This window comes from Serratia sp. HRI, assembly GCF_010119335.3.
In the GTDB taxonomy this organism is placed as follows: Bacteria; Pseudomonadota; Gammaproteobacteria; order Enterobacterales; family Enterobacteriaceae; genus Serratia; species Serratia nevei.
In genome coordinates this window covers 4,358,320-4,381,008 of sequence record NZ_CP083690.1, presented here as the reverse complement: position 1 = coordinate 4,381,008, position 22,689 = coordinate 4,358,320, and the positions used below count along the sequence as shown (strand labels likewise).

Sequence of the window (22,689 nt, the reverse complement as noted above, 5' to 3'; positions counted from 1 at the left end):
GCGGCTTTGTTGAATAAATCGAACTTTTGCTGAGTTGAAGGATCAGATCACACATCTTCCCGACAACGCAGACCGTTCCGTGGCAAAGCAAAAGTTCAAAATCACCAACTGGCCCACCTACAATAAAGCCCTCATCAACCGTGGCTCCATAACTTTCTGGCTGGATGATGAAGCTATTCAGGCCTGGTATGAGTCGGCAACGCCTTCATCACGAGGCAGACCTCAGCGCTATTCTGACCTTGCCATCACGACTGTGCTGGTCATTAAACGCGTATTCAGGCTGACCCTGCGGGCTGCACAGGGTTTTATTGATTCCATTTTTACACTGATGAATGTTCCGTTGCGCTGCCCGGATTACACCAGTGTCAGCAAGCGCGCAAAGTCGGTTAATGTCAGTTTCAAAACGTTCACCCGGGGTGAAATCGCGCATCTGGTGATTGATTCCACCGGGCTGAAGGTCTTCGGTGAAGGCGAGTGGAAAGTCAAAAAGCATGGCCAGGAACGCCGCCGTATCTGGCGTAAGCTGCATCTGGCAGTTGACAGCAACACACATGAAATCATCTGTGCAGACCTGTCGCTGAACAATGTGACGGACTCAGAAGCCTTCCCGGGTCTTATCCGGCAGACTCACAGAAAAATCAGGGCAGCATCGGCAGACGGCGCTTACGACACCCGGCTCTGTCACGATGAACTGCGGCGTAAGAAAATCAGCGCGCTTATCCCTCCCCGAAAAGGTGCGGGTTACTGGCCCGGTGAATATGCAGACCGTAACCGTGCAGTGGCTAATCAGCGAATGACCGGGAGTAATGCGCGGTGGAAATGGACAACAGATTACAACCGTCGCTCGATAGCGGAAACGGCGATGTACCGGGTAAAACAGCTGTTCGGGGGTTCACTGACGCTGCGTGACTACGATGGTCAGGTTGCGGAGGCTATGGCCCTGGTACGAGCGCTGAACAAAATGACGAAAGCAGGTATGCCTGAAAGCGTGCGTATTGCCTGAAAACACAACCCGCTACGGGGGAGACTTACCCGAAATCTGATTTATTCAACAAAGCCCCGGCGCGCTGGAAAGTCTGATAATCGGCGAAGCTTTCTTGATAAAACCGTTTGCATCTACCGTCGTATTGGCCGTTCCCCAAATGACGTTTCTTTTCACATTGTTGATGCTGTTATCGTTACACGTTAAAACGAATAGATTAGCGTCTTGGTAACTGGCAACTATTAGCGTATTCGTGTCCTCTGAACGAGCATAAACCCCAGCGCCGAACTGGGGGACGCCAGCCGTGCCGCTGTTATTTCTGACAAATCCCCCACCCTGAGCCTGGCACGCTTTCATCAGATCGGTTGTCGTCGCAGCCATGAAACCTTTCGATGAACCGCCCACCCCGTAATCACCGCGATACACAATATTATTATCCAGACCAGATTTGGGAATGGGTGAACTATCGCTCCACACCTTAATAAACTTCAACATCATATCGTTTGGCGGAGGTGGCTCTTTAGCAACACCCACATGAGTCCATATACGTTGCGCTGATGCTATACTTTCGAACTCCAAAACATAAAAACTTCTGTTAGTATTAGCCCCTATTTGCAAATAAATTTCGTATTTATTTTCAGCGACCTCAGAAAATGCCGCATTCAGAATAGGCGGCGCTACTCCAGACTGCTGGTAAATTGTCATTCCAGCGCGCCCATTAGTATTAACTTTACCGGTCCCGTTTCCAGTCCGTAGCACTATAGTTGCTATACCATTCTGGTCTGTACGTCCGTTATAACCTGCGCTGCCTGTTATCTCAATTCTGAGTGTGTCGCCCGTCTGAATCAGGCCGTTAACAGTGCCCAAATGTACCCATGTTGTAGCTGCTCCAGTCCCCGGTATTCTGTAGCGACCTGCTGCCAGCATCCCCGCGTTCAAACCGCTATTAACTTCGCTTTGTTTCGCCGCCGCTGCCGATGCCGCTGATTTATCTGCTGACAACGCTGCATCGGCACGCAGGCGATCGACCGTCTGCACAATCTCTGGCGTGATATCACTTTCACCTGGACGGCGCAGGAAATCATTGAGTGTACCGGGTAGGGAGTCGGTATAAACCTCTATCGTGCCTACTCGTTCCGGTTGTGCACCATAAACTGACACAATGACTTCATAGGCACCTGGCTCAATATTTAACGAGTACCGGCCTGTATCATCGGTGACAGATTGCGACTTCGCTAAATTCAACACCGTGGATGATGTTTTTATTGAGCGCATCGTAATCGTTACGCCAGAGCGAGAATCGCCGTAAGGCCCCTTTAATGCACCGCTAATTAATACCATCTTTTATTTCTCCATGAGTGATTTCATTAGCTCATCTTGGCTGTCAATTCGCTCCAGCATATCCTTATTAGTCGCCAACAAGAAGCCGATTACGGAGAGCGGATCAAGTGCCATATTTCCATTTGACAGCGTAATAACTGAGTCAGGTATTATTTTAATAATCTCTTGCGCAATTACGCCGTAGGAGTATTTTTTCCCCTCCATCGTTTTAGTTTCGTCACTTTCTTTATAATAAGCATCTTTAAACTTATATGACACCGGGCGAATCATTCGCAATTGCGATAGCGCTGCACCTTTCTCAACATCAATAATATTTTCTTTGAGCCTTTCATCAGAATCAAAAAAATTAATACCTTTTTGCTGTCCATCCACCAACACAGTTAAGTAGGTTGGATTTATCGCGACAAAAGACTTCACCCGTCCCCCCATTGATGTTGAACCATTCGGAGAGTTAAATACGCCATCTGGGCCGAATTTATAGCTGGCGAGTTCAGCCGTGTTTTCTTGGTTCACAATTCGAATATTAAAACCACCTACACCACCGCCTTTATTTACAACTATGGAACCTTCACCCTGTCCGTTAGATTCATTCCAGGATAAATACGTTCCCTGCCCGTTGACGCTGGCCGGGTTGCTAACACCAATCCCTGATGAGAGTTTACCGCCCGTTTTCCCATTAACCGTACCTAACCGACCATCATCACCAGCTGCGACCGTTCCTGATGTTGTGCCAACACTTCTCGTCGCAGAGTTGCCAAGACCAAGGTTTGTGCGCGCAGTAGCCGCGTCTTTTGCACCAGTACCACCTTGAGCAATGGTGATAGCGGTGCTCAAGGCCTTCAGCTGGGTTATATCGTTATTCACCCCTTTAGCGGCTTTATTTTCCAATGCAGCAGTAAAACTATTCCAGGCCGGGCCAGTGTAAGTGCTTCCGTCAGGTAGCGTCACCGTAATATTTCCGGTGCCGCTGAATACCTGTTGCCAGTTGGCTTTATCGAGATTCAGCCCGCGCAGGGCTTTGGCTGTCTCTGCGGCCAGCTGGGCGGTAATGGTGTTCATCGCGTCGCGCGGTACGGCATACCACGCGGCTCCTGCCTGCGTTGGGCCGTCATAGGCTTTAATCAGCGTCGCCTGTGTGGCGCTATCGACGGTTTTCACCGGTAGCGTATAGGTGACGCCGCCGACAACGCTCACGATAAAATCACCGGATTTCAGCTCGGTATTAAACGCCGTCCCCGTGCCTTTCACTACGGCGGAATTGTTCGTTAGGGTAAGAATGCCTGCGGGCATAGTGCTCTCCTGAATTTGGGCAACAACAAACCCGGCGCGGTATCCGGGTTATAATTTTTATAAATTCACGTTTAATTATGGAGGTAAATGTTTTTAATCAAGATTTGATAGCTTTGCAATCGGTATTCTCAGCCCATAAGGTTTCATTGTTGACAGCCAAGAATCCTGATGCTGACTTATCCATTGGCAAGACAAAGCCCCATTAATGAATCGAAAAAAAAGACCGCTATATCCCGTATTTCCACCATCAAAGGATATAGTTCCAGGTGCGTTGCTTGCTAAAATCCAAGTATCAGTGCCAATATACTGCGAATATGCAGCACTATCTAAATCAAAATCCACAGGAATATCATAGAACCCAATGATTCGAGGAATTTTAGCCGCATGTACAACAGACCAAACTAATTCACCCGAGGAATTAAATACGTCACGATAACCACTTTCAACAGGTAAATCACTACGTGACCTTGCCATTCTTCCTGCGTTGACTGTCATCAAGTCAGTATCGCCGAAAATCATTTTCGCTCCGTTGTTAGGCTTGAACCACATGAGGCTATCACTTTCAGGAAATTTATTGGAAACATATCCCATATCAAGACTATTTCCAATAGTTGTTTCAATTTGGTAAAAACCAATATCAGTTATATTCTGATACTCCATGCTATCCTGATAATATGTGCCTTTGTAGTTCGAATCAATCATTAGAGCACCGTTCGAATTCCAGTATTGAAACCCACTCACTTTCACTCCTTAACTCACAGAAAGCTATATAAATCGACCAAGACAACAACAGCGGCATAAAACCCAGGGGCTAGGCAGTATAGTCTAATGCCGCCGTCGTATGCCCTTGTCATATAGAGATTCGGTGGCCTGAAAGTACCAGGAGGGGGCTTTGTAGATACAACTACGCCAAACGAACCAGATTCGGTTAATCCTGAGTATGCTGACGTTGTGGTAACTACATATGCAGGCATTGTTATTTCTATCCTACCAATATACCTAACATTGTAATCTCCTATGTCAACAACCAGCTTTCCATTTTCATTCCAGCACTGAATTCCACCTGGCATGGACACCTCACCAAAGCCCAGAACGCATTCGCAGCGTTCCATTTGCATCAAAAACTTGTTCAAGGGTTGCTGTAACTACACGCCTTCCCGAACCATTAGCACCGTTCATTTCCATTGTCCCACCTTTATCTAGGCGCCATCCTTGCCTTCCAGCAACATAATCATTCGACTGAATATAGTTACCAATCTTGGCGTTATTGATTGAACCATCCTGAATGAAAGCATCGCTGATAAACACCTGGCCGTTGATTACAGCGAACGGCGAGTATTGGGTGTCTCCGCTGCCGCTCATCAGCACGAACTGATTGGCGTTGAAACCGATACGGGTGATGACGGGTTTGCCGGTTTCCGCCAGCACGGCGATCGACATGCCCGCGTTGTAGAAGGTGCCGTTAACCCGCACACCCGCTTTCAACGTGTGGATTGCCGTTGCGCCGTCAGCGTCGACCGTCGCCGTCAGTTTGTCTTCCAGCACCGCCGTGACGTCGTCAATCTGCGCCTGCACCTGGGTAGACAATTCGGCCAGGGCATGATCGACTTCCGCTATCGTGGTTTTCACCACCAGAATATCAGCCCGTACCGTGCCATACTGCGCCCACTGGTGCTCAACCGTCGCGTTGTTGGCCAGCGCGTTCTGGATGATAGCCTCAATGTTTGTGTCAATGTCACCAGTGAGTCGGTCACCGTCCTTATCCGTCAGGAAGCCATCGCCGATGCTCTCCAGGTAGTCACCGGCGTCCGCGTTCGCCTGCCCGGCGGCCCAGCCCGTCCAGTCCCCCTGATTGCCGGTGCGGTCTTGCAGCCGCGCGCGGAACCAGAACTCTTGCCCCGCCTTAAGGCCGGTCATGGTATGGGTATGCAGCGGATACGGGATATCGGCTAGCAACATCGCGTTATTCCCGGCGGCGTTGTCTGCATACTGGATTTCTGTTTTCAGCGTGTCTTCGGCCCCGTCAGGGAATCCCCAATCGAGCTGGATACCCCACAACAAAGGCGAAGCCTTGAAGCCGACCGGCACCGGCGGCTTACCCTCTTTGCCCTTGAGGTAGGTTTCCATCGAGGTCGCCCAGATGGACGACACATTGCTGGCATTGATGGCCCGCACCCGCACCCGATAACGGCCGGCGTAAATGCCCGGCACCTCGAAACCGAGCGCCGAGGTGCGCGACACCGACACCCAGTTGCCGTTATTTTTGCGCCATTCGGCCTCATAGGCGATGGCATTTTCAACCGCGCCCCAGGCGGCGCGCAGCGTGGTAATGGCGATACCCTGGCTCACCGAGGAGTAGCTGTCGATGGTGATGTTTTTCGGCGGTGCCTGCACGCCGGGCGGAATGATGGAAATCGGCCGATCGTCGATACGCGCGCCGGTATCGATGCGGGCGTACTTGTTCGGATCGTGTTCCGCCGCGTTGACGGTATAGGTGTTGTCACCGTTATCGGCGATGCCCACCACGCGGTAAAGCTGCACCGCCAGATCGTCCGCGTCGATGGACCAGGCCGCCTCCGGCGCCGGCGCCTCGCTGTAGGCGGTGGTGACGGTCACTACGCGTTCATTCACCGCCTGCACGGTGCGCGCCTGCGCCCGGCCGGAAGGCAGGTTGACGATCAGGCGATCGCCGACTTTGGCGCCCGGCTTCCTGTCCAGCGTCAGTTTACGGCCGTCCACGCCGCTGAGGCGCCCACCAATCACCCGCCCGGCCAGCATCTGGTCCGCCACGCCGACGATATGCCCCGGCATGGGGATCATGCCGTCCAGCCCCACGGAGAAGCTGACCGTGCGATCCTTGCTGTTGGTCAACAGCGCCCAGCGGCCGCGGCGGTTCGCTTCGCTCGGCGTGGTGCAGCCGATGGCCGTCAACTCGGTCTGGTTCACGTCGTAGCGGCGCACCAGATCGCTATCGAATACCGCCTCTATCGCATCGGCGTAATGGTTGCCCGGATCGGACCAGCTGACCATCGCGGTGCTGTAGCGGGTGCGCTCACTGGCGGACGAGTAGGTAAACTTGCCGTCGATGACGTTGGCGCGGGTGTAGGTGAAGTCCATATCACGCGGCATGTCCGCCAGGGCGACCATTTGGTTTTGCCCCCAATAGGTCATGCCGCGGAAAATGCCGGCTAAATCGCTCAGCACCGTCCAGGCCTCTTCCCGCGACTGCAGATAAACGTTGCAGGTAAAGCGCGGCTCCATGCCCTCGCCGCCGCGCCCATCCGGCACCGGCTGATCGCAATACTGCGCGATACGATACAGCTCGGACTCGGAAACCTGGGAAGCGTCGATGCGATCGCCCAGGCCGAAACGCTCGGCCAAAATAATGTCGTAAAACACCCACGCCGGGTTATCGCTGTAGGCCCACTTAAAGCCGCCGCTCCAGATACCGGTATAGCTGCGCGTTTGCGGATCGTAGTTGTCCGGTACGCGGATCAGGCGGCCGCGCGGTTTGCAGCTGATCTTCGGGATGTTGGGGAACTGCTTCGAGTCGAACTCCACGTAAAGCAGCGCGGTGTTCGGGTAGCGCAGCTTGGCGTCGATGATTTCGGTCAGCGCCTCGATATTCATACGGTCGGCGATCCGGGCGCTGTTGGCGTTAGGCGTCAACCGACGCACGCGCAGCTGCCATCCCGTGGTGGCCTTCGGCAAGTTGATGCGGTGCGAGCGTTCATACAGCGAGGTGGTTTTATCGTCGATCGCCGCCGTTAGCACCTCCTGGTAGCTGCCGCCGTCGGTCGCCACGTCGATGGCATACTCGATGCGATAGCCGTTGACGTCGCCGTTGTCCGCCTGCTTTTGCAGCATGGGCCACCCCAGGCGCAGGCGGACGGCGGAAAGTTGCAGGTTCGCGACGGAACGCACCCACGGCGCGCCGCTTTTCAGTTCGCTGCCGACCGAGATCTCATTCTCAACGGCGGGAATGCCCTGGATATATTCCTGCGCCTGCGAACCGGGGCGGAATTCCCAGCGGAAACCGGGAAAGTTTTCCGTTCCGTCGCTGCTCAGCACCGGCGTACCGTCAACAAAAATGTTTGTGCCATCCAGCCCGCCGGCAAACTCCCCTTCGCCCAATGCGAACAACATCTTCGCTCTGGCGATCGACTGAATGCTGTCCGGCGATTCCACCGGCGTGTGGCCGCCGCCGCCGCCGCCTTTTCGCCCACGGATCATGTTCTGTGCCATATTTCGCCCATAAAAAAAGCCGCTATTGCGGCTGTCTGTTCAAACGGATGTTGTTATTGCTGGTCTTCGGTATAAATGCCTGCGGAGATAATCGCCCCGCCAATTTCACGCGTGCCGTACAGCACGCCGACGGGGTTGCCCTGCGCCGTGGTATTGACCGGCCCGCCAAAGGCATAGCTCGGTTTATTTTCCGGGCCTTGCCGCATGCGCAGCCCGCCCATTTGCGGGGAAAGCATTTGGAGAATGCCACCGAGGGCCATGGAAGCACCAGCCATCGCCGCCATGCCCGTTCCCCCACCCGCCGCAAATGCCCCCATGGCACCTGCCGCACTCCCCGCTGAAACATACATAGCCACGGCAACCAGCGCCACACCCAGCACGGTCTGGAATAAGCCCGCACGCTTGCTCCCAATCACGACGGGAACAAGGTGAATATCTTCCGCCCCTTTGGTGAGCTCGAGTTCATCCTGCCCGATATTGCGTTTACCGACGAAAATAGAAAATGTCAGGCCGCGTTTGTGTGCCTCCAGCATGTAGCGTTCAAAGCCTGGAAGCAGATTTTTCATCGCATCGATCGCTTTTGGCACCGTTGGCGCCCGATATTTAAATTCACGGCCGAAAACCTTAATCATGGGACCATGAAAACGAATGGTTCTGAGAGGAATATCAATAAAATCCATACAGCCTCCAATAAAAAGCCCCACTAGAATGGGGCTATATATTTACTTGCGGGCGCTATTTATTATTATTTTACATTCGCGCTTATTAAGTTCAATACCACCTAGCGCTGTGGTTCCATTTTTACAGTCTGTTGAAAGTTTTCTAATACTCAACGCACCATATCTATCACCTTTTGCATCAAGTAGTTCGTTAATTTTTTTTGAGTCTGACGTATTATATTTTTGCTGAGCATCCATTAATGCCATAAACCAAGCCCACTTCCTTACATACTCACCAAGAATTGGATCTTCGTCTATTTCTTTATGATGACTAAGATATGCATCCAGCGTAGTTGCATTAGCAAAAAAAGAAGTCATAAAACACAAAGCCAACGCAGAGATTATTTTCTTCATTACCCTTTTCCTTAAGTTGAAAAGTGGAATGATAGCATCACATCAGCGCTTTGTGCCGCAACACCTTCACCGTTCGCTCTTTCCAATAGCCACCGTAAGGCACCCGCTGGCTAAGCATGCCGTACATATGGTGCAGCAACAGGCCATCTGCCAGCAGAATGCCGGCGTGGTTGGCCACCGGCGCCGAAACCTGCATGATCGCCATATCTCCTGGCTGCGGCGAGCCGCCAAACTCGCGAAAACCGCACGCGTGCCAGTTATCCAGATAGCGGTTTTCACCCCGTTCCCACCACGGATAATCAACCCGATAATCTGGCAACGCCAGGCCGTGCTCCTGCCGGTAGTAGCTCATGACCAGCCCCCAACAATCGGTATGCCCCAGCACGAACTGGCGGCCCACCAGCGGCAGTTCGCCGCGCGGCAAGAGGGTGCGCAAATCTCCCTCCGGCCAGCTGGCGATCGCCCAGGGCAACTCCATCGCGTCGCACTGCACCTTGTCCAGTTCACTCGGCTGCGTGGTGGCGTCCGGGTGGCTGTGCACAATGAGAGTGATGGTGCCCCATTCGGCAGCGGCCACGTAGTCTTCCGGCGCCAGATGAAACTGCTCGGTGGGCTTGTCCGCCAGGTTGCGGCACGGGAAATAGCGCTCCACGCGGGACTTTTGCGCCACCACGCCGCAACATTCGCGCGGATACTCGGCCCTGGCGTGCGCCATAATGGCCGCCGCGGTTTTTTCTTTCATGCTCGCCCCCTACTGCCGGATCAAAGCCGCGCCGGGGAAGCCGCCGAACGGCAGCGGCTCGTGCTCGCCAAAGCGTTTTTGGCAGTCGCTCAGCAGCCCGCCGCAGCGATCTTGGCTCGGGTCATCCACCGGATTGCCCTTGTCGTCAAAGTAACGGCTACCGGCGTAATCGCAGCCCTTGCCGGTGCGATAGCCGCCGCGCGAGCACCAGGTGCACAGGCTGTGGATTTGCCGGGTCGGAATGCGCAATCCCCGCAGGTCCGCCGGGCTGGAGAGCTCGAATTCCACCGCCTCGTCGCTTTCCGTCGCCTTGCGATCGATGTAGAACACCTGCAGCTTTTCCTGCAGCGGATCGGCCGAAGAGTTCCCCTGCGGGAAGTTGCGGGCATCAAGGTAGTGCACCAGCGTGTCGTGGATCCGCACCTTGGCCTGCGCCATGTCCTCAAACTGCAGGCAGAGCGCGCTGATCAGGCCATTGATATTGGCGACCGACAGCTTGGGCGCATTGCCCTGGCTGTCGGCGGAGATCTCCAACCCTTCGACGCTAAACGGCCACGGGCCGTATTCCTGCCCCTGCCACCAGACCGATTTCGCCGGCAGTTTGGTTTCATCACCACCGGCGGCAGCCAGCTCTTGCGGCGTAAAAGGCAGGGTATCGCAATGAAAGCGCAGAATATCGGCGCCAAATCGGGTGCCGTCTACCTCAATCAGGCGGATGCGGTTGCCCGGCTCCAGCTTTTGCAAATCTGAATTCAGCATCATCTCCCCCCGGTTAAACGTGGAAGGCCTCGGTAAACGTGGCCGTCAGTGAATAGTTGTCCCCGCCCATGGCGACCGGCTTATAGCCCTCGCAGCGGTACAGGCCGGGAACCTGAGTTGGTGGCGTCCATTGGAAGGACTTCACCCCGTGATGGTTTTCCAGAAAGACGATGATCGGCGTGATGTAGTCATACTTGCCGACAAAGGTCAGATCCCAGGAGCGCACGATCGGGTTAATGCCGTCGCCGGAGACCTGCGCATAGCCGTCGCCAAACTGCGCCTTTCTGACGCGAAAACGCATATCGCCGGCGGCATTGACGCGCGCCGGAAATTCAAATGTCTGAATGCCCATTACATCCCCTTGATTGCTTTCCAAATCGGCTGGCCCGGCATCAGGTTGCGGTTGATCACCTTTTGGCTTTCCTGCGCGGCGATATTGCCCATCTGTTTACCGAACTCGCCCCATCCCGGATCGGCCTGCGAACTGACGTTGCCGCCGTTCTCGATGGTGATGTAGACATTCGGCGCCGCCGCAGGCTGCTGGCCGCCGCCGATCGCCCGCACGCCAAGCGAACCGTCCGCGCCGCGTTTGAGCGGCATGATGGCCTCCGGCCCGGCTTCGCCCATTAAACCGGCACCTCTGGCGAACGCGAACAACGTGGGATTGCTGACGATCTGGCCGCTGAATGCGCTCAGCGAAGGTGAGGCGTACACGCCGCCTTTGGCGTTGGGGACATAGCCTTGCCAACCGGTCGGCATGCCCATCGCGCCTGAACCGGCCACGCCGGCGCTTGCCGCCCCGCCCAGCAAGCCGCTGCCGATATTCATAAAGGTGGAAAGAATGGTTCTGGTCAACAGCGCCTGCATCGCCAGATCGATCAGTTGCTGAATGATGGACTGCGTCATGGAGGTCATCAAACCGAGCATGCTTTGCTTAAAGTTTTGCGTCCCGGTCAGCAGATCGAACATCATGCCGGAGGTCCGTTCCCGCGTCATATCCACCAGCCCCAGCGCCATCTTGTGCACGCGGCTCTGCCCGCCGAACAGGCTCAGCGCCTGCTGATACTGAGCGTCCGACGATTCTTGCGTCGCCGCCTGCATCAGCTGTTCATAGCGCTGTTTATCCAGAATGCCTTGCTGGTAGTAAGCCTGGTATTGCGCCTGCTGCTGCACCAGTTGGTTGTTAAGGCGAGCGACCGGATCCACATCACCGGCAATGTTCATACGCGGCGCGGCAAGCGCATCGGTTTCAGCCTTCAACCGCTGGCGCGTCGTTTCTTGCTGCTGCATCCGGCTGGCGGTGTGGTACTCGCGTTCGGTCAACAGCCGCCCGTCATACAACGCCTTCAGCTCCTTGCCAACCTCTTGCTCTTTACGCACCGCCGCCTGCCCTGGCGCGTATTGTTCAGCGAGCTGTTGCCGCTGCCGCTGGTACTTCTCGGCGTTCAGCGCCATCGCACGCTGCACATCGGCCTGCCCGGCACCGGCCGCCTTGGCCGTTGACGCCAGCTTGGCCTGCGCACTTTGTTCATCCTGGGTGATTTTTTCGAGGCTGCTCAGATGCGCCTGCTCGATTTCCTGACGCAGTTGTTGGTACTGATCAAGAGCCTGCTGTCGCTCACGTCCAAGATTATCTGTATTTACAATATCCAATGTATAAGCAGGGGGCGGAGAGGGCATCAACTGCGCCTGCGCAGTTGCAGTAGCGGGCAAAATATTATCTGCTGGCTGATTAAAATGACGAGCAGCCCCTGTCAAAACAAGAAGGTTAGCTTGGTCAATATTTTGCATACTAGTGCGAGTATTTTGAATCCCGATGTCTATTGACTCGAGAGCCGCTTCTGCACGCACCCGCGTAGCTTGCATCTGCTTTTGAACACCAAATATGTCACCCAGCCGACCTGGGTTACTCTGTATTCGTTCTATTCGCTTGTTTGCATAATCCAACAAGTTCTGCTGCTTATCTCGCTCACTAAGCTGTTCCTCGAGCTGCTCACTGAGATCTAATTTTCTAAGGGCAAGTTGCTTACTAGACAGTTTGATAAGCTCTGACGTAGTTAGAATCGCAGCATCTTTCAGACTCACCGCAGCCTCTTTGGCTTGCATTGTTTGCTCATAAAAGTATGCCATCCCCAATCCCGCCTGGATGGCGACACCGATCGGGCCACCAAGCATCCCCAGCGCAACACGAGACGCCGCGCCGACGCCTGATGTCGCCTGCGCCGCCCCGCGCGCCGCCGTCGCCTGATCGCGCCAGGCCGCCGCGCTGTCATTCAGGCCGCCGGCCAGTTTCAGCATCTCCTCCGCGCGGCTGCCGCCTTCGCCGGAAGCGCTGCTCGCCTGGCGGGCCGCGTCGTCCAACTGCTTCATCTGCGCCGTCGCAGCGACGGTGATGGACGCAAGTTCGGTGAGCGCCTGTCCATACTGGCGCGAGGTGGCGGCGAGGCCCTGCAGCGACAATTCAACGCCGGCCAGCCCCGCCAGTTTCCCCGCCAGGCCGCCAAGCGTGCCGCCGATACGTTGATATGACTCGTCGGTCTTTTTCGCGTCCTGCTGAGCCTGGCGGTTAAATTTGGCGGATTGTTCCCCGGCGGTACGGTAAGCCGCCGTCAGTTTGTTTTTAAAGTTGGTGTCATTCAGTTGCAACCCGACGACCAACTGTGCGGTATCAGCCATTTCCCAGCACTCGCATAACGTCAGCACACTGCATATCAATACTGCTTTGCGCGGGCTGACCGGATTGATGAACGGGGGCACTCTCCGCCGCATCGGCCGTCATGCCTTGCAGTTTGAAGTATGCCCGCCAGTGATTCAGAATGTGCGCCGGCAGCGCGGCGATCTTGCGAGGATCCGACTCACCCCAGCGATCGGCCAGTTGGAACACCAACATCAGCCAGGGCGAGTCAGTCAGTTTTTTTCCGCTTCCTCCAGGCTGCCGACCGCATGGCGCTTAACGGTGCCGATGGCTTCGACCAGCGTCGGGTTGTCGTGCGCCGCCAGCAGATCGTCTACGCTCGGCAGGGCGCCGGCCGGGATGCGTTTGCCGTCCGGCGTCATCAGGCAAGACAGCAGCAGCTGCACGTTGAGCTGCGCGGCTTTGTTCATGTCGCCGCTGTCGATGGCGGCCTTCATGCCGTCTTCGTTTTCCTGCAGTTCCGCCGCTTTCAGGCGGCGGATAAAGGCTTTGGCGCCAAAGATCTGCGTTTCGATCACGTGGTCGTCGGATTTCAGCAGCGCCGCTTTCAGCGCTTTCAGATCGTATTTCTCAGTCATCGGTTTTTCCTTGTTCATATCATGTGCTCTGCATAAAGAAAATTGCCGCAGGCCACATGGCCCGCGGCGGAAACGATCGCGTCGAACGCCCTCAGGCGTTAACCCAGCGCGATCGTCGGTTCGTCACACCTTCGGGGTAACCGAGCCCCAGGTGTTGCTGTTTTGCTTGCCCTGGACGGTAATCTGAATGACTTCACTCGCCGGGGCGGTGATCTCATTCATTTTCCAGCCGGACAGCGACAGGATGGAGGTGGAAGTGCGGCCGTTCGGCAGCTCGACGTAAAACTGTACCGTTTCGCGCTTGTCCGCCGCATTCAGCAGCGCCGCGAAATCGGCGTTGGACGGATCGTCGATGAAACCGATGGATTTCTCCGCGCCTTCCGGCAGGTCGGAAATAAACTGCTTGGCGGTATCCAGCAGCGTGGTGCAATCGACAAAACCGCCGGTTTGCCCCATTTCACCCACCGCTTTACAGTTGGTCAGCGCCTTCATGGCCGTGGGCGCAGCCCCAACGGTGCCCCATTTGACGATAGTGCCGGCAGGCAGCATGGCGTATTCTGGCGAAGTTTTATCAGCCATAGTTTTTCTCTCTCTTTTTTGATGAAGGATGGTAGCGGTCGCTACCGGTTTTCGATGCCATAGCGGACGTTAGCCGCCAGGATGCGTAACACTTGGTGCTTATGGTGATCCAACGCAGGGCGAATAAACGGGGCGGCGGCTTGCGTTGCCGTGCCGTACTCCTGCGCCAGGGCTCGGTGGTAATGCTGTTTACTGGGGCCGACGCGCAACGTCACCGCGTTCCATCCAGCAACGGCCGGGCGTATCGCGATGCCGGCGCTCAGCGAGGGTTCGCTGTTTGGCGCCCCCCGATCGGCACACTGCCGCATCGAGCCAAGGACCGGGGCCAACGCGGCGTGGCCGGCTTCCGGCAGAATGTGGCTGGTGACCTCGCGCCGAATCGTTTCCAACCGGCGAGTCAATTCCGCCATGCCGGAAACCTTCATGGCGATCACACCGCCACCTCGGAATGCGTGATGAGGTAATCGCGCGCCATCCGATACTGAACGCGGTTATCCGCCAGGGGCGTGGCGCTCTGCAAAAGGGTACTGCGCGTGACCGCCTGTACCGGCCATTGACCGATATGGCCATGCCGAACCCCTTCCCAGGCATTCAAAACCGCCTTATCCAGAGCGATCAGCCGGGAGTAATCGTCGATCACGTACAGCACGATCTGAAAACGGCTCTGCACCAGCGAGCTGTCAACCAGACCGGTGTTCACTTTCAGATCGCTGATCTTCTGATAGGTCACGCCTTCTTGCTGCGAATCCGGCAAGATCAGCGGGTAAGCCGCCAGATGGGTTAGCGCGGCCAGCGAGCGTTGGATTTCATCTTCAATCATTCGGGCAAGGTCTCCGTCATTTTGAGGGGGGAATCGTTGTGCAGACGTATTCGGGCATCAGGACAGAAACAGCGCGCGTTCCGCCGCGCGCCGGGCAACCAACCCATCGAGCCGCACGCCGCCCGCATTGACCCATCGACCGAACTGGTCGGCCGCTCCCTGCCAATCGCCGGCGTTCAACCGGCGCAGCAGCGTCGAGTTCTCCAGCGCGCGCAGGCCCAGGTTATAGGCAAAGCTCACCAGCGCATCGAACTGCCCCTGCGTGATCGTCACCGCCACCCGCCGTTCGACGCCCTGTTCGAATTGGGCGATGCCGCACAGCAGCAAATGCTCGGCCGTTGCGGCATCGATCGCCATGCCGGCACCCACTTTTCGTCCTGCGACCGGCTGGGTCCAACCGTAGCCGATGGTCCAAACGCCGACCGAGTCCTGATAAGCCTGCAATCGCAAACCTTCGAAACGCTTGATCAGCGCCATGCCATCGTCACTTATCTTCATGGTTTCCTCCTGACGCTTTATTGAGAAATCGGCGTTCCAATGCCTTGATCAGCGATGCTCCCGACCATCCCGCCATGCCACATACGCCGCCCATCACCTCCGAAGGCCAGTCGTAATGCAGCGCAATCATCACCATGGTCAAACCGGCGAAAATAGAGACGAACAGCTGCAAGAACAGCGTCCTCCAGCTAAAGGTTTCGCCGTTCAATACCTTGAAGGAATAGCTGGCGATCGCCCCCAGCAGCGTCATGCCGAAAGCAAGCAGCATTGAAAGGATGTTTGGTTCATTTTTCCAAGGCATAATCATCACCCTCCCCTTGCCGGGGCATAGCCCGATCTTCGGGAGTCATGGAAAAGAGCCGCTAAATGCGGCGCTTCTCCCCGTCATTCCTGTTCCATTTAAAAAGCGGCCATTTACGCTGTTGAAGCTCTGCTGAGCCTGGGCAGATAAATAAAATTGCGCTGTTTTATAAAGAAGAGGGATTAGCCTCCCGTCGTGGTCATTCAACGACAGTCATTATTCAGTGAGTGATTGACCGTTTTGACAAGGAGGCTAAAAATGAAAAACCCCGCCAGAGCGAGGTTTATCTATCGTGCGGCGGCGCCGGCAACAATTCAGTTTTATCAGATTACCGGCTTATTTTATTTGCGTACGCGTGAGTCTTTTATTATAAAAAAAAAAACCCCGCCGGAGCGAGGTTTGGCTATCGTGCGGCAACGCCGGCAACGACTCAGTTTTATCAGATTACGCGTTTATTTTCGTACGCGTGAGTCTTTTATTATAAAAAAACAAAACCCCGCCGGAGCGAGGTTTAGCTATCGTGCGGCAACGCCGGAAACGACTCAGTTTTAGCAGATTACAGTCTTATTTGCGTACGCGTGAGCTTTTTATGATAAAAAATAAAACCCCGCCGAAGCGAAGTTTATCTATCGTGCGATAGCGCCGGCAACGACTCAGTTTTATCATATTACCGGCTTATTTGCGTACGCGTGAGATTTTTATGAAAAAAAATAAAACCCCGCCGGAGCGAGGTTTATCTATCGTGCGGCGGCGCCGGCAACGACTCAGTTTTATCATATTACCGGCTTATTTGCGTACGCGTGAGCTTTTTTTAATTATGGCGACGCGCAAGATATTTTACTCGCCCTTGCTATTCCTTATGTCATTAGGAGGCGAGAAATAAACTCTCTTCGATTTCAACGGCAGCCTTTTCAGCGATCCATACTCAACGTTATATCCAGCATCGCCAGGCATCCACCGATAAATCCCTCCGCCGTTTGCATCTCTTTACGTATCGTACCGTCTGAACATTTCCTTTTCAGGGCAATCTTGCGCAGAGATATGCCATAAACATGGTGGGCAATGATGAGATCGAACTCTTCGGGTTTGTATTTCTTCAATCTGCCCACGCAACCGTCGATCACCAGGCCGTCATCATCGCAGCAGGAAAGCTCGCCATTCGATTTATAGGACAACAGCCCTTTGAACCCGGCGGCAATGGGGGAATAATCAATGCCGCTGTTATCCCTGGCCCATACGCCCCATCGCTCCAACACTTCATTCATATCTCTCATGCTTCCACCTCCTTTGGGCGTTTGCCACATCGCCAGGGCTCCATGTCGCTTACCGACGTCGGTCGAGCCGTTGTGCTGCTCGGCGTACTCGCCGAGGAATGTCGCACCAAATACTGTATAAATAAACAGTATCAAGTATACCCAGAGGTATCTTTTTTTCAATAGCGAAAAGCCATTTACCTGCAGCTAAATTTAGGTACGATGGCCTCATGAAAAACGAGCAAAAATTGCACCTGCAGGAGATGCGGCGAGAGCGCCTGATCATCCTGATCGACAACCTCGGCGTCGGGGGCCAAAAGCGCCTTGCCGAGGCGCTCGGCATTGCCGCTGACTATGTCTCTCGCCTGCTCTACCCGCCGGGCAAGAAAGGAAAAAAAGGCATCAGTGGCGATATGGCGCGAAGGATTGAGCAGTACTTCGCCGTGCAAATCGGCTGGCTGGACGGCCTGGAGCAAACCGGGCTACGCCCCGCCAGGAAGAAGGCCGCGCAGGCCCCAGGTAAAACGCTGCCGCTGTTGGCGTGGACACTGCCGTTGTCTCACGAACAGCTGAACAAAGGGACGGTCGTCCACTACCCGGCGATGGTGCAGTGCAGCGCTCAGGCCTACTGGCTGCCCGTGCGGGATGACACGATGAGTGGCTCTACCGGTGCCAATTACCCGAAGGGCGCCTTGATACTTGTCGAACCCGCTGCGGCCGGGATTACCGAGCTCGTCTCCGGCGACAAGGTGATAGCGAAACGCTGCAACAATGCTGAGCTCACCTTTAGAAAGTATGTTGAGGAAGCAGGGCATCGATGGCTTAAGGGGAGCATGCCGGATTGCCCGGCGCTGAATGCCGATGAGTACGCGATTATCGGAGTGGTGCTTGGCGCCTGGCTGCCCTAGCCCCGTACACGCCGCGTTGGGAACGGCATAAAGCAAAAAACCGCCAACCTTGCGGCTGGCGGTTTTTTTGGCACTCAGGGTGCCGATACTGCTTTATCATGGTGCCGGCTACCGGAATCGAACTGGTGACCTACTGATTACAAGTCAGTTGCTCTACCTACTGAGCTAAGCCGGCTGAATTTGGCGGAAGGACAGAGATTCGAACTCTGGGAGCTGTTACACTCGACGGTTTTCAAGACCGTTGCCTTAAACCACTCGGCCATCCTTCCAATGGGCGCTGATATTAGCGATACCGTTATGAAATGTCTATCGTTTTCATGAAAAAAAAATGGCACAACCGGTGCAGTTGCCTAAACTTCAGGCCTTAAACGCTTAAAAAATGAAAAGCCCCGCGCAAGCGAGGCTTTTTGGGTCGGCCGAAACGCGATTATTTCGGCTGAGAATCGTAGTCTGAACAGGTTTGATAGCCCTTGTTCATGACATGGCCCGTGTCGTTGTAGCTGACAAAGTACGTTTGCACTTTGCCGTCGCGCGGCGCCACCGCATAGGTGTCGCAAGTGCCCTGCGCATGAACCAGCGTGGCGGTGGTCGACGGCGGACCCGCGATAGCCCGCACCTGTTGCTTGGTCATCCCTACTTTGACATCGCTGACCACCGGCTCATTGACATAGCTGGCTGCACGATCATAGGTGGTACAGCCGGCAAGAATGGAAAATACCGCCGCAGTGCCGACGGCCAAAACCAACTTCTTCGTCATAGCTTGTCCTCTTGGAGTGCGTTTGTTGTCCCCTAAGTCTAGAAGTGGAAAGGCTTTTCTACAAATTCACCTTTGTCGATCGGTGCGCTTTTTCTCACTAGCGGCCATCGCGGGCGCGACGTCAGATTCAAAAACCGAAATCGCTCAGGGCCGGGACATCGTCCGGGCGCCGGCCGAGCGGCCAATGAAAACGCCGATCCTGTTCGCGGATCGGCATGTCGTTGATGCAAGCATGGCGGTTGATCATCAGCCCCTCCTGATTGAACTCCCAGTTTTCGTTGCCGAAGCTGCGATACCAGTTGCCGGAATCGTCGCGCCATTCATAGGCGAAACGCACCGCGATGCGCGCGCCATCAAACGCCCACAGTTCCTTAATTAGCCGATACTCCAACTCTTTCGCCCATTTGCGTTGTAAAAAACCGACCACCGCTGCGCGGCCGTCGACAAACTCCGCGCGGTTACGCCAATGAGTATCGAGGGAATATACCTGCGATACGCGTTCGGGATCGCGACTGTTCCAGGCATCCTCCGCCAGCCGCACCTTCTCGATGGCGGATTCGCGGGTAAAAGGCGGCAATGGGGGTTTAATGCTCATGTTCATCTCCTGAGTGAAGGCATGTAGACAACTCTGTCTACAATATTACGCTAGCGCATGTAGACAGAGTTGTCTACAATCAGTCGGAAATAGCCCAGGAGAAAATGATGACCGCCGATCTCAACGCCTTGCCCGCCCGCCAGCGCATCCTGCTGACGGCGCACGATCTGTTTTATCAGGAGGGGATCCGCGCCACCGGCATCGATCGCATCATCAAGGAATCTGGCGTAACCAAGGTGACGTTTTACCGCCATTTTCCCAGCAAGAACGACTTGATTACGGCGTTTTTGGCCTATCGCCACCAGCAGTGGCTAGCTTGGTTCAGCACAGCGTTGGCCAGGCATGTGGCGCAAACCGGCGGGTTGCTGGCGGCGCTGGCGCCCTGCCTGGCGGAATGGTTCGACGATCCGCGCTTTCGTGGCTGCGCGTTTATCAATACGGCGGTGGAACTTGCCGACCTGCTGCCGGAAAGCCTGCACATCGCCAGCCAGCATAAGCGACAAATGGCGGACGAGCTGGCACGTCACCTGCCCGCCGGCCCACAGCGGGAACAGCACTCAGCGATGTTGGCAATGCTGATCGACGGCGCCATCGTCAGAGTGCAGATAGAGCGGCAACCGCAGGCCGCGCTGCAGGTGCTGAATGCCACGTTGGACATGTTGGCGCAAGGCGGGTTCGATCAGTAATTGGCCCAAATGCCCGGCGTCACCAACTCCAGCAGATGAGCGTCGGGATCGCGAAAATAAATGCTCTCTCCGCCGTGTTCCCAGCGCATCCGCCCCTCTATCTCCACGCCGTTGGCCATCAGATGCCGTTCCCAATGCGGCAGTTGGTCTTTCGCTACCGCCAGCCCGATATGCGCCGGCCCCACGCCATCGTGCGCGGGAATAAACCCGGTCGGATAGTGCGCCCCGCGCAGCGAATCGCCCTCAATAAACAGCAACAATACGCTTCGATCGCCGACGTTATAGGCGCGAAACCGTTCGTTGGCGACCATCGCCGGCAGTTGCAGCACCTCTCGATAAAAAGCGTCCGCGCGTTCAATATCGCTGACGTACAGCACCGTTTCGATCACCTTGTCGATCTTGAGTTCCATATCACCTCCGCTCTGTTTGCTGTTCTGACAGCGTAGGCCCAGCGGGGGAGATCCGAAGCGCTTCCCGTGCCGACAACGGATCAATCCGTGCTTTACAGGCAAAAAAAACGCGGCCCGAAGGCCGCGCGATGACGTTCACACTGAGGTGCTTAGAACTGGTAAACCAGGCCCACGGCCACCACGTTGTCGGTGTTGATACCGGCAGCTTGGGTGAAGTCGTTGTTATCCAGCAGGTTGATTTTGTAGTCAACATAGGTGGACATGTTTTTGTTGAAGAAGTAGGTCGCACCCAGGTCGACGAATTTGACCAGATCTTCATCACCGTAGTCCTTGCCGTTACCGGCGCGGCCCAGATCCTTACCTTTGGTTTGGTTATAACCCACGAACGGACGCAGACCGAAGTCGAACTGGTAGTGCGCGTAGGCTTCGAAGCTCTGCGCCTTGTTGGCGTAACCGAAAGCATCGCTGGTAGAGCTACCGAAGCGCGCCGCGTTGTAGGACTGGGTGAACATCACGGCCAGGTAGGTGTCGTTGGCGTCATATTTCAGGCCACCGGAGTAACCTTCCGCCTTGTCGCCGCGGCCCATGATGTTTTGATAGCCGCCACCGCCGTTCTGCTCGCTGGTACGACGAGAGTTGAAGAAGGCACCGGCGGCACTGATGCCGTAACCCATGTCATAGCTCATCGACATGCCGTAGCCTTCACCGTTTTGGCCCAGGACATCACGGCCGTTGTTGGTCTCTTCAGCGCTGCCGTTCTTACCCTGATACTGCAGGGCGAAGTTCAGGCCGTCAACCAAACCGAAGAAGCCGTTGTTACGGTAGGTTGCCAGGCCGCTGGAGCGCTGGAACATGAACTGGTCAGCGCCGTAGGTCGAGCCGTCGAACTCAGGCTGCAAGTCGGTGTAAGCCGCGACGTCGTACAGCACGCCGGTGTTACGACCATAGTCGAAGGAACCGTAGTCGCCGAATTTCAGACCGGCGAAGCCGTAACGGGTGAAGTTCTTGTTGTCCTGGTTTTCAGCATGGTTCAGGTTGGCCTGATATTCCCACTGGCCGTAACCGGTCAGCTGATCGCTGATTTGCGTTTCGCCACGCAGGCCAAAACGCATATAAGACTGATCGCCGTCCGCGCCATCATTGCTGGAGAAATAGTGAAGACCGTCGACTTTACCGTACAAATCCAGTTTATTACCGTCTTTGTTGTAGATTTCCGCCGCGCCTGCTGTGCCTGCAACCAGCAGTGCGGGTACCATCAGAGAGAGTACTCGAAGTTTCATCGTTATTATCCTCGTTAATTATGTCGAGCTACGGCCACTGCCCTTTTCGAGCATTATTAGCACGACTGTGCATTACCATTCTGGTAACAAGGGTTATATTAATCCAGAAAGAAAATGATACCAAGTATCCGATAGTGTTTCATTGTAATTAATAAAGGTTTCAAAATGTAAATACGCGCGAACTTTCACAAAACCTTACAGACAAACAACCACCGCGCATTACTCCCGGTCATTCGCTGATTAGCCACTGCACGGTTACGGTCTGCATATTCACCGGGCCAGTAACCCGCACCTTTTCGGGGAGGGATAAGCGCGCTGATTTTCTTACGCCGCAGTTCATCGTGACAGAGCCGGGTGTCGTAAGCGCCGTCTGCCGATGCTGCCCTGATTTTTCTGTGAGTCTGCCGGATAAGACCCGGGAAGGCTTCTGAGTCCGTCACATTGTTCAGCGACAGGTCTGCACAGATGATTTCATGTGTGTTGCTGTCAACTGCCAGATGCAGCTTACGCCAGATACGGCGGCGTTCCTGGCCATGCTTTTTGACTTTCCACTCGCCTTCACCGAAGACCTTCAGCCCGGTGGAATCAATCACCAGATGCGCGATTTCACCCCGGGTGAACGTTTTGAAACTGACATTAACCGACTTTGCGCGCTTGCTGACACTGGTGTAATCCGGGCAGCGCAACGGAACATTCATCAGTGTAAAAACAAATAAAGCACTTAAAGACAAAGAATAGATTAACTGATAAAAAATCATGTAGTTATACATATCTTTAAGAAAAAAAAGGCAACCATACAATTAGGCCGGGCAATAAGCACATTGTGCCAAAACGCTGTCCGCACGCAGCCGCTATAATCACCTCGCTATCATCATTATTTTCATTATTACCTTCATT

At 55.0% G+C, this 22,689-nt stretch carries 26 protein-coding genes, 2 tRNA genes and 1 pseudogene; 4 read left to right on the top strand and 25 right to left on the bottom strand.

Annotated elements, in window-relative coordinates:
- Positions 1 to 34: 34 nt before the first annotated feature.
- On the top strand, positions 35 to 1,003 hold the full coding sequence (locus GF111_RS20980) for an IS5-like element IS903B family transposase (RefSeq protein WP_000654805.1): 969 nt from the start codon (positions 35 to 37) through the stop codon (positions 1,001 to 1,003).
- A gap of 45 nt (positions 1,004 to 1,048) precedes the next feature.
- Here the strand turns inward: GF111_RS20980 and GF111_RS20975 are convergent, their stop codons facing one another.
- The 17 genes from GF111_RS20975 to GF111_RS20895 form a co-directional block, all read right to left on the bottom strand.
- Complete coding sequence (locus GF111_RS20975; RefSeq protein WP_071845377.1) at positions 1,049 to 2,323, bottom strand: prophage tail fiber N-terminal domain-containing protein; 1,275 nt, start codon at positions 2,321 to 2,323, stop codon at positions 1,049 to 1,051.
- A 3-nt stretch (positions 2,324 to 2,326) separates the two neighbouring features.
- A complete protein-coding gene (locus tag GF111_RS20970) occupies positions 2,327 to 3,613 on the bottom strand; it encodes a tail fiber domain-containing protein (protein ID WP_047730212.1) in 1,287 nt (428 codons plus the stop codon).
- A gap of 93 nt (positions 3,614 to 3,706) precedes the next feature.
- Complete coding sequence (locus GF111_RS20965) at positions 3,707 to 4,315, bottom strand: hypothetical protein (protein WP_224217755.1); 609 nt, start codon at positions 4,313 to 4,315, stop codon at positions 3,707 to 3,709.
- Between the two features lie 375 nt (positions 4,316 to 4,690).
- Positions 4,691 to 7,858, bottom strand: a complete 3,168-nt coding sequence (locus GF111_RS20960; RefSeq protein ID WP_224217754.1) for a host specificity protein J — start codon at positions 7,856 to 7,858, stop codon at positions 4,691 to 4,693.
- 53 nt (positions 7,859 to 7,911) lie between these two features.
- The gene (locus GF111_RS20955; protein WP_047730210.1) at positions 7,912 to 8,538 is read right to left on the bottom strand and encodes a tail assembly protein; all 627 of its coding nucleotides are present in this window, start codon (positions 8,536 to 8,538) and stop codon (positions 7,912 to 7,914) included.
- 42 nt (positions 8,539 to 8,580) lie between these two features.
- Entirely contained in the window at positions 8,581 to 8,931 is a 351-nt protein-coding gene (locus tag GF111_RS20950; RefSeq protein WP_019453668.1) for a hypothetical protein, read from the bottom strand.
- A gap of 37 nt (positions 8,932 to 8,968) precedes the next feature.
- Positions 8,969 to 9,673, bottom strand: a complete 705-nt coding sequence (locus GF111_RS20945; RefSeq protein WP_224217753.1) for a C40 family peptidase — start codon at positions 9,671 to 9,673, stop codon at positions 8,969 to 8,971.
- 9 nt (positions 9,674 to 9,682) lie between these two features.
- The gene (locus tag GF111_RS20940) at positions 9,683 to 10,435 is read right to left on the bottom strand and encodes a phage minor tail protein L (protein ID WP_080346907.1); all 753 of its coding nucleotides are present in this window, start codon (positions 10,433 to 10,435) and stop codon (positions 9,683 to 9,685) included.
- 10 nt (positions 10,436 to 10,445) lie between these two features.
- Positions 10,446 to 10,784 carry a phage tail protein gene (locus GF111_RS20935; protein WP_004935824.1) on the bottom strand — a complete coding sequence of 113 codons (339 nt, stop codon included), beginning with the start codon at positions 10,782 to 10,784 and terminating at the stop codon, positions 10,446 to 10,448.
- Positions 10,784 to 13,108 carry a phage tail tape measure protein gene (locus tag GF111_RS20930; protein ID WP_147190861.1) on the bottom strand — a complete coding sequence of 775 codons (2,325 nt, stop codon included), beginning with the start codon at positions 13,106 to 13,108 and terminating at the stop codon, positions 10,784 to 10,786. The genes GF111_RS20935 and GF111_RS20930 overlap by 1 nt, the downstream gene beginning before the upstream one ends.
- On the bottom strand, positions 13,101 to 13,322 hold the full coding sequence (locus tag GF111_RS20925) for a hypothetical protein (RefSeq protein WP_019453673.1): 222 nt from the start codon (positions 13,320 to 13,322) through the stop codon (positions 13,101 to 13,103). The genes GF111_RS20930 and GF111_RS20925 overlap by 8 nt, the downstream gene beginning before the upstream one ends.
- A gap of 17 nt (positions 13,323 to 13,339) precedes the next feature.
- A complete protein-coding gene (locus GF111_RS20920; protein WP_055317208.1) occupies positions 13,340 to 13,705 on the bottom strand; it encodes a phage tail protein in 366 nt (121 codons plus the stop codon).
- A gap of 123 nt (positions 13,706 to 13,828) precedes the next feature.
- Entirely contained in the window at positions 13,829 to 14,284 is a 456-nt protein-coding gene (locus GF111_RS20915) for a major tail shaft subunit (RefSeq protein ID WP_016926946.1), read from the bottom strand.
- Positions 14,285 to 14,325: 41 nt separating this feature from the next.
- Complete coding sequence (locus GF111_RS20910) at positions 14,326 to 14,709, bottom strand: HK97-gp10 family putative phage morphogenesis protein (RefSeq protein ID WP_217354345.1); 384 nt, start codon at positions 14,707 to 14,709, stop codon at positions 14,326 to 14,328.
- Between the two features lie 5 nt (positions 14,710 to 14,714).
- On the bottom strand, positions 14,715 to 15,104 hold the full coding sequence (locus tag GF111_RS20905) for a hypothetical protein (protein ID WP_055317193.1): 390 nt from the start codon (positions 15,102 to 15,104) through the stop codon (positions 14,715 to 14,717).
- Between the two features lie 57 nt (positions 15,105 to 15,161).
- Complete coding sequence (locus tag GF111_RS20900; protein WP_047730205.1) at positions 15,162 to 15,602, bottom strand: lysozyme; 441 nt, start codon at positions 15,600 to 15,602, stop codon at positions 15,162 to 15,164.
- A complete protein-coding gene (locus GF111_RS20895) occupies positions 15,589 to 15,909 on the bottom strand; it encodes a phage holin family protein (RefSeq protein WP_019453678.1) in 321 nt (106 codons plus the stop codon). The genes GF111_RS20900 and GF111_RS20895 overlap by 14 nt, the downstream gene beginning before the upstream one ends.
- A gap of 252 nt (positions 15,910 to 16,161) precedes the next feature.
- Between GF111_RS20895 and GF111_RS20890 the strand changes: the two genes are divergently transcribed.
- A complete protein-coding gene (locus GF111_RS20890; protein ID WP_224217752.1) occupies positions 16,162 to 16,455 on the top strand; it encodes a hypothetical protein in 294 nt (97 codons plus the stop codon).
- Positions 16,456 to 16,814: 359 nt separating this feature from the next.
- Here the strand turns inward: GF111_RS20890 and GF111_RS20885 are convergent, their stop codons facing one another.
- The gene (locus GF111_RS20885; RefSeq protein ID WP_047730873.1) at positions 16,815 to 17,177 is read right to left on the bottom strand and encodes an antiterminator Q family protein; all 363 of its coding nucleotides are present in this window, start codon (positions 17,175 to 17,177) and stop codon (positions 16,815 to 16,817) included.
- Between the two features lie 209 nt (positions 17,178 to 17,386).
- On the opposite strand from GF111_RS20885, the gene GF111_RS20880 reads away from it, so the two are divergent.
- Positions 17,387 to 18,064 carry a LexA family transcriptional regulator gene (locus GF111_RS20880; protein WP_047730204.1) on the top strand — a complete coding sequence of 226 codons (678 nt, stop codon included), beginning with the start codon at positions 17,387 to 17,389 and terminating at the stop codon, positions 18,062 to 18,064.
- A gap of 99 nt (positions 18,065 to 18,163) precedes the next feature.
- On the opposite strand, the gene GF111_RS20875 is transcribed toward GF111_RS20880, so the two are convergent.
- The 4 genes from GF111_RS20875 to GF111_RS20860 form a co-directional block, all read right to left on the bottom strand.
- Positions 18,164 to 18,239 (bottom strand) — tRNA-Thr (locus GF111_RS20875).
- A 6-nt stretch (positions 18,240 to 18,245) separates the two neighbouring features.
- Positions 18,246 to 18,333 (bottom strand) — tRNA-Ser (locus GF111_RS20870).
- 158 nt (positions 18,334 to 18,491) lie between these two features.
- A complete protein-coding gene (gene osmE / locus GF111_RS20865) occupies positions 18,492 to 18,821 on the bottom strand; it encodes an osmotically-inducible lipoprotein OsmE (RefSeq protein WP_025303630.1) in 330 nt (109 codons plus the stop codon).
- A gap of 127 nt (positions 18,822 to 18,948) precedes the next feature.
- Entirely contained in the window at positions 18,949 to 19,416 is a 468-nt protein-coding gene (locus tag GF111_RS20860) for a nuclear transport factor 2 family protein (protein WP_025303631.1), read from the bottom strand.
- Positions 19,417 to 19,523: 107 nt separating this feature from the next.
- Here GF111_RS20860 and GF111_RS20855 point away from each other — a divergent pair, with 107 nt between their 5' ends.
- Entirely contained in the window at positions 19,524 to 20,102 is a 579-nt protein-coding gene (locus tag GF111_RS20855; RefSeq protein WP_055317192.1) for a TetR/AcrR family transcriptional regulator, read from the top strand.
- On the opposite strand, the gene GF111_RS20850 is transcribed toward GF111_RS20855, so the two are convergent.
- The 3 genes and pseudogenes from GF111_RS20850 to GF111_RS20840 all read right to left on the bottom strand — a co-directional run.
- Complete coding sequence (locus GF111_RS20850; RefSeq protein ID WP_047730203.1) at positions 20,096 to 20,512, bottom strand: VOC family protein; 417 nt, start codon at positions 20,510 to 20,512, stop codon at positions 20,096 to 20,098. The genes GF111_RS20855 and GF111_RS20850 overlap by 7 nt on opposite strands.
- Positions 20,513 to 20,661: 149 nt before the next feature.
- Entirely contained in the window at positions 20,662 to 21,792 is a 1,131-nt protein-coding gene (ompC, locus tag GF111_RS20845; RefSeq protein ID WP_038876356.1) for a porin OmpC, read from the bottom strand.
- A gap of 209 nt (positions 21,793 to 22,001) precedes the next feature.
- Positions 22,002 to 22,502, bottom strand: a pseudogene (locus GF111_RS20840) (IS5 family transposase); the annotation flags it as partial.
- Positions 22,503 to 22,689 lie beyond the last annotated feature (187 nt).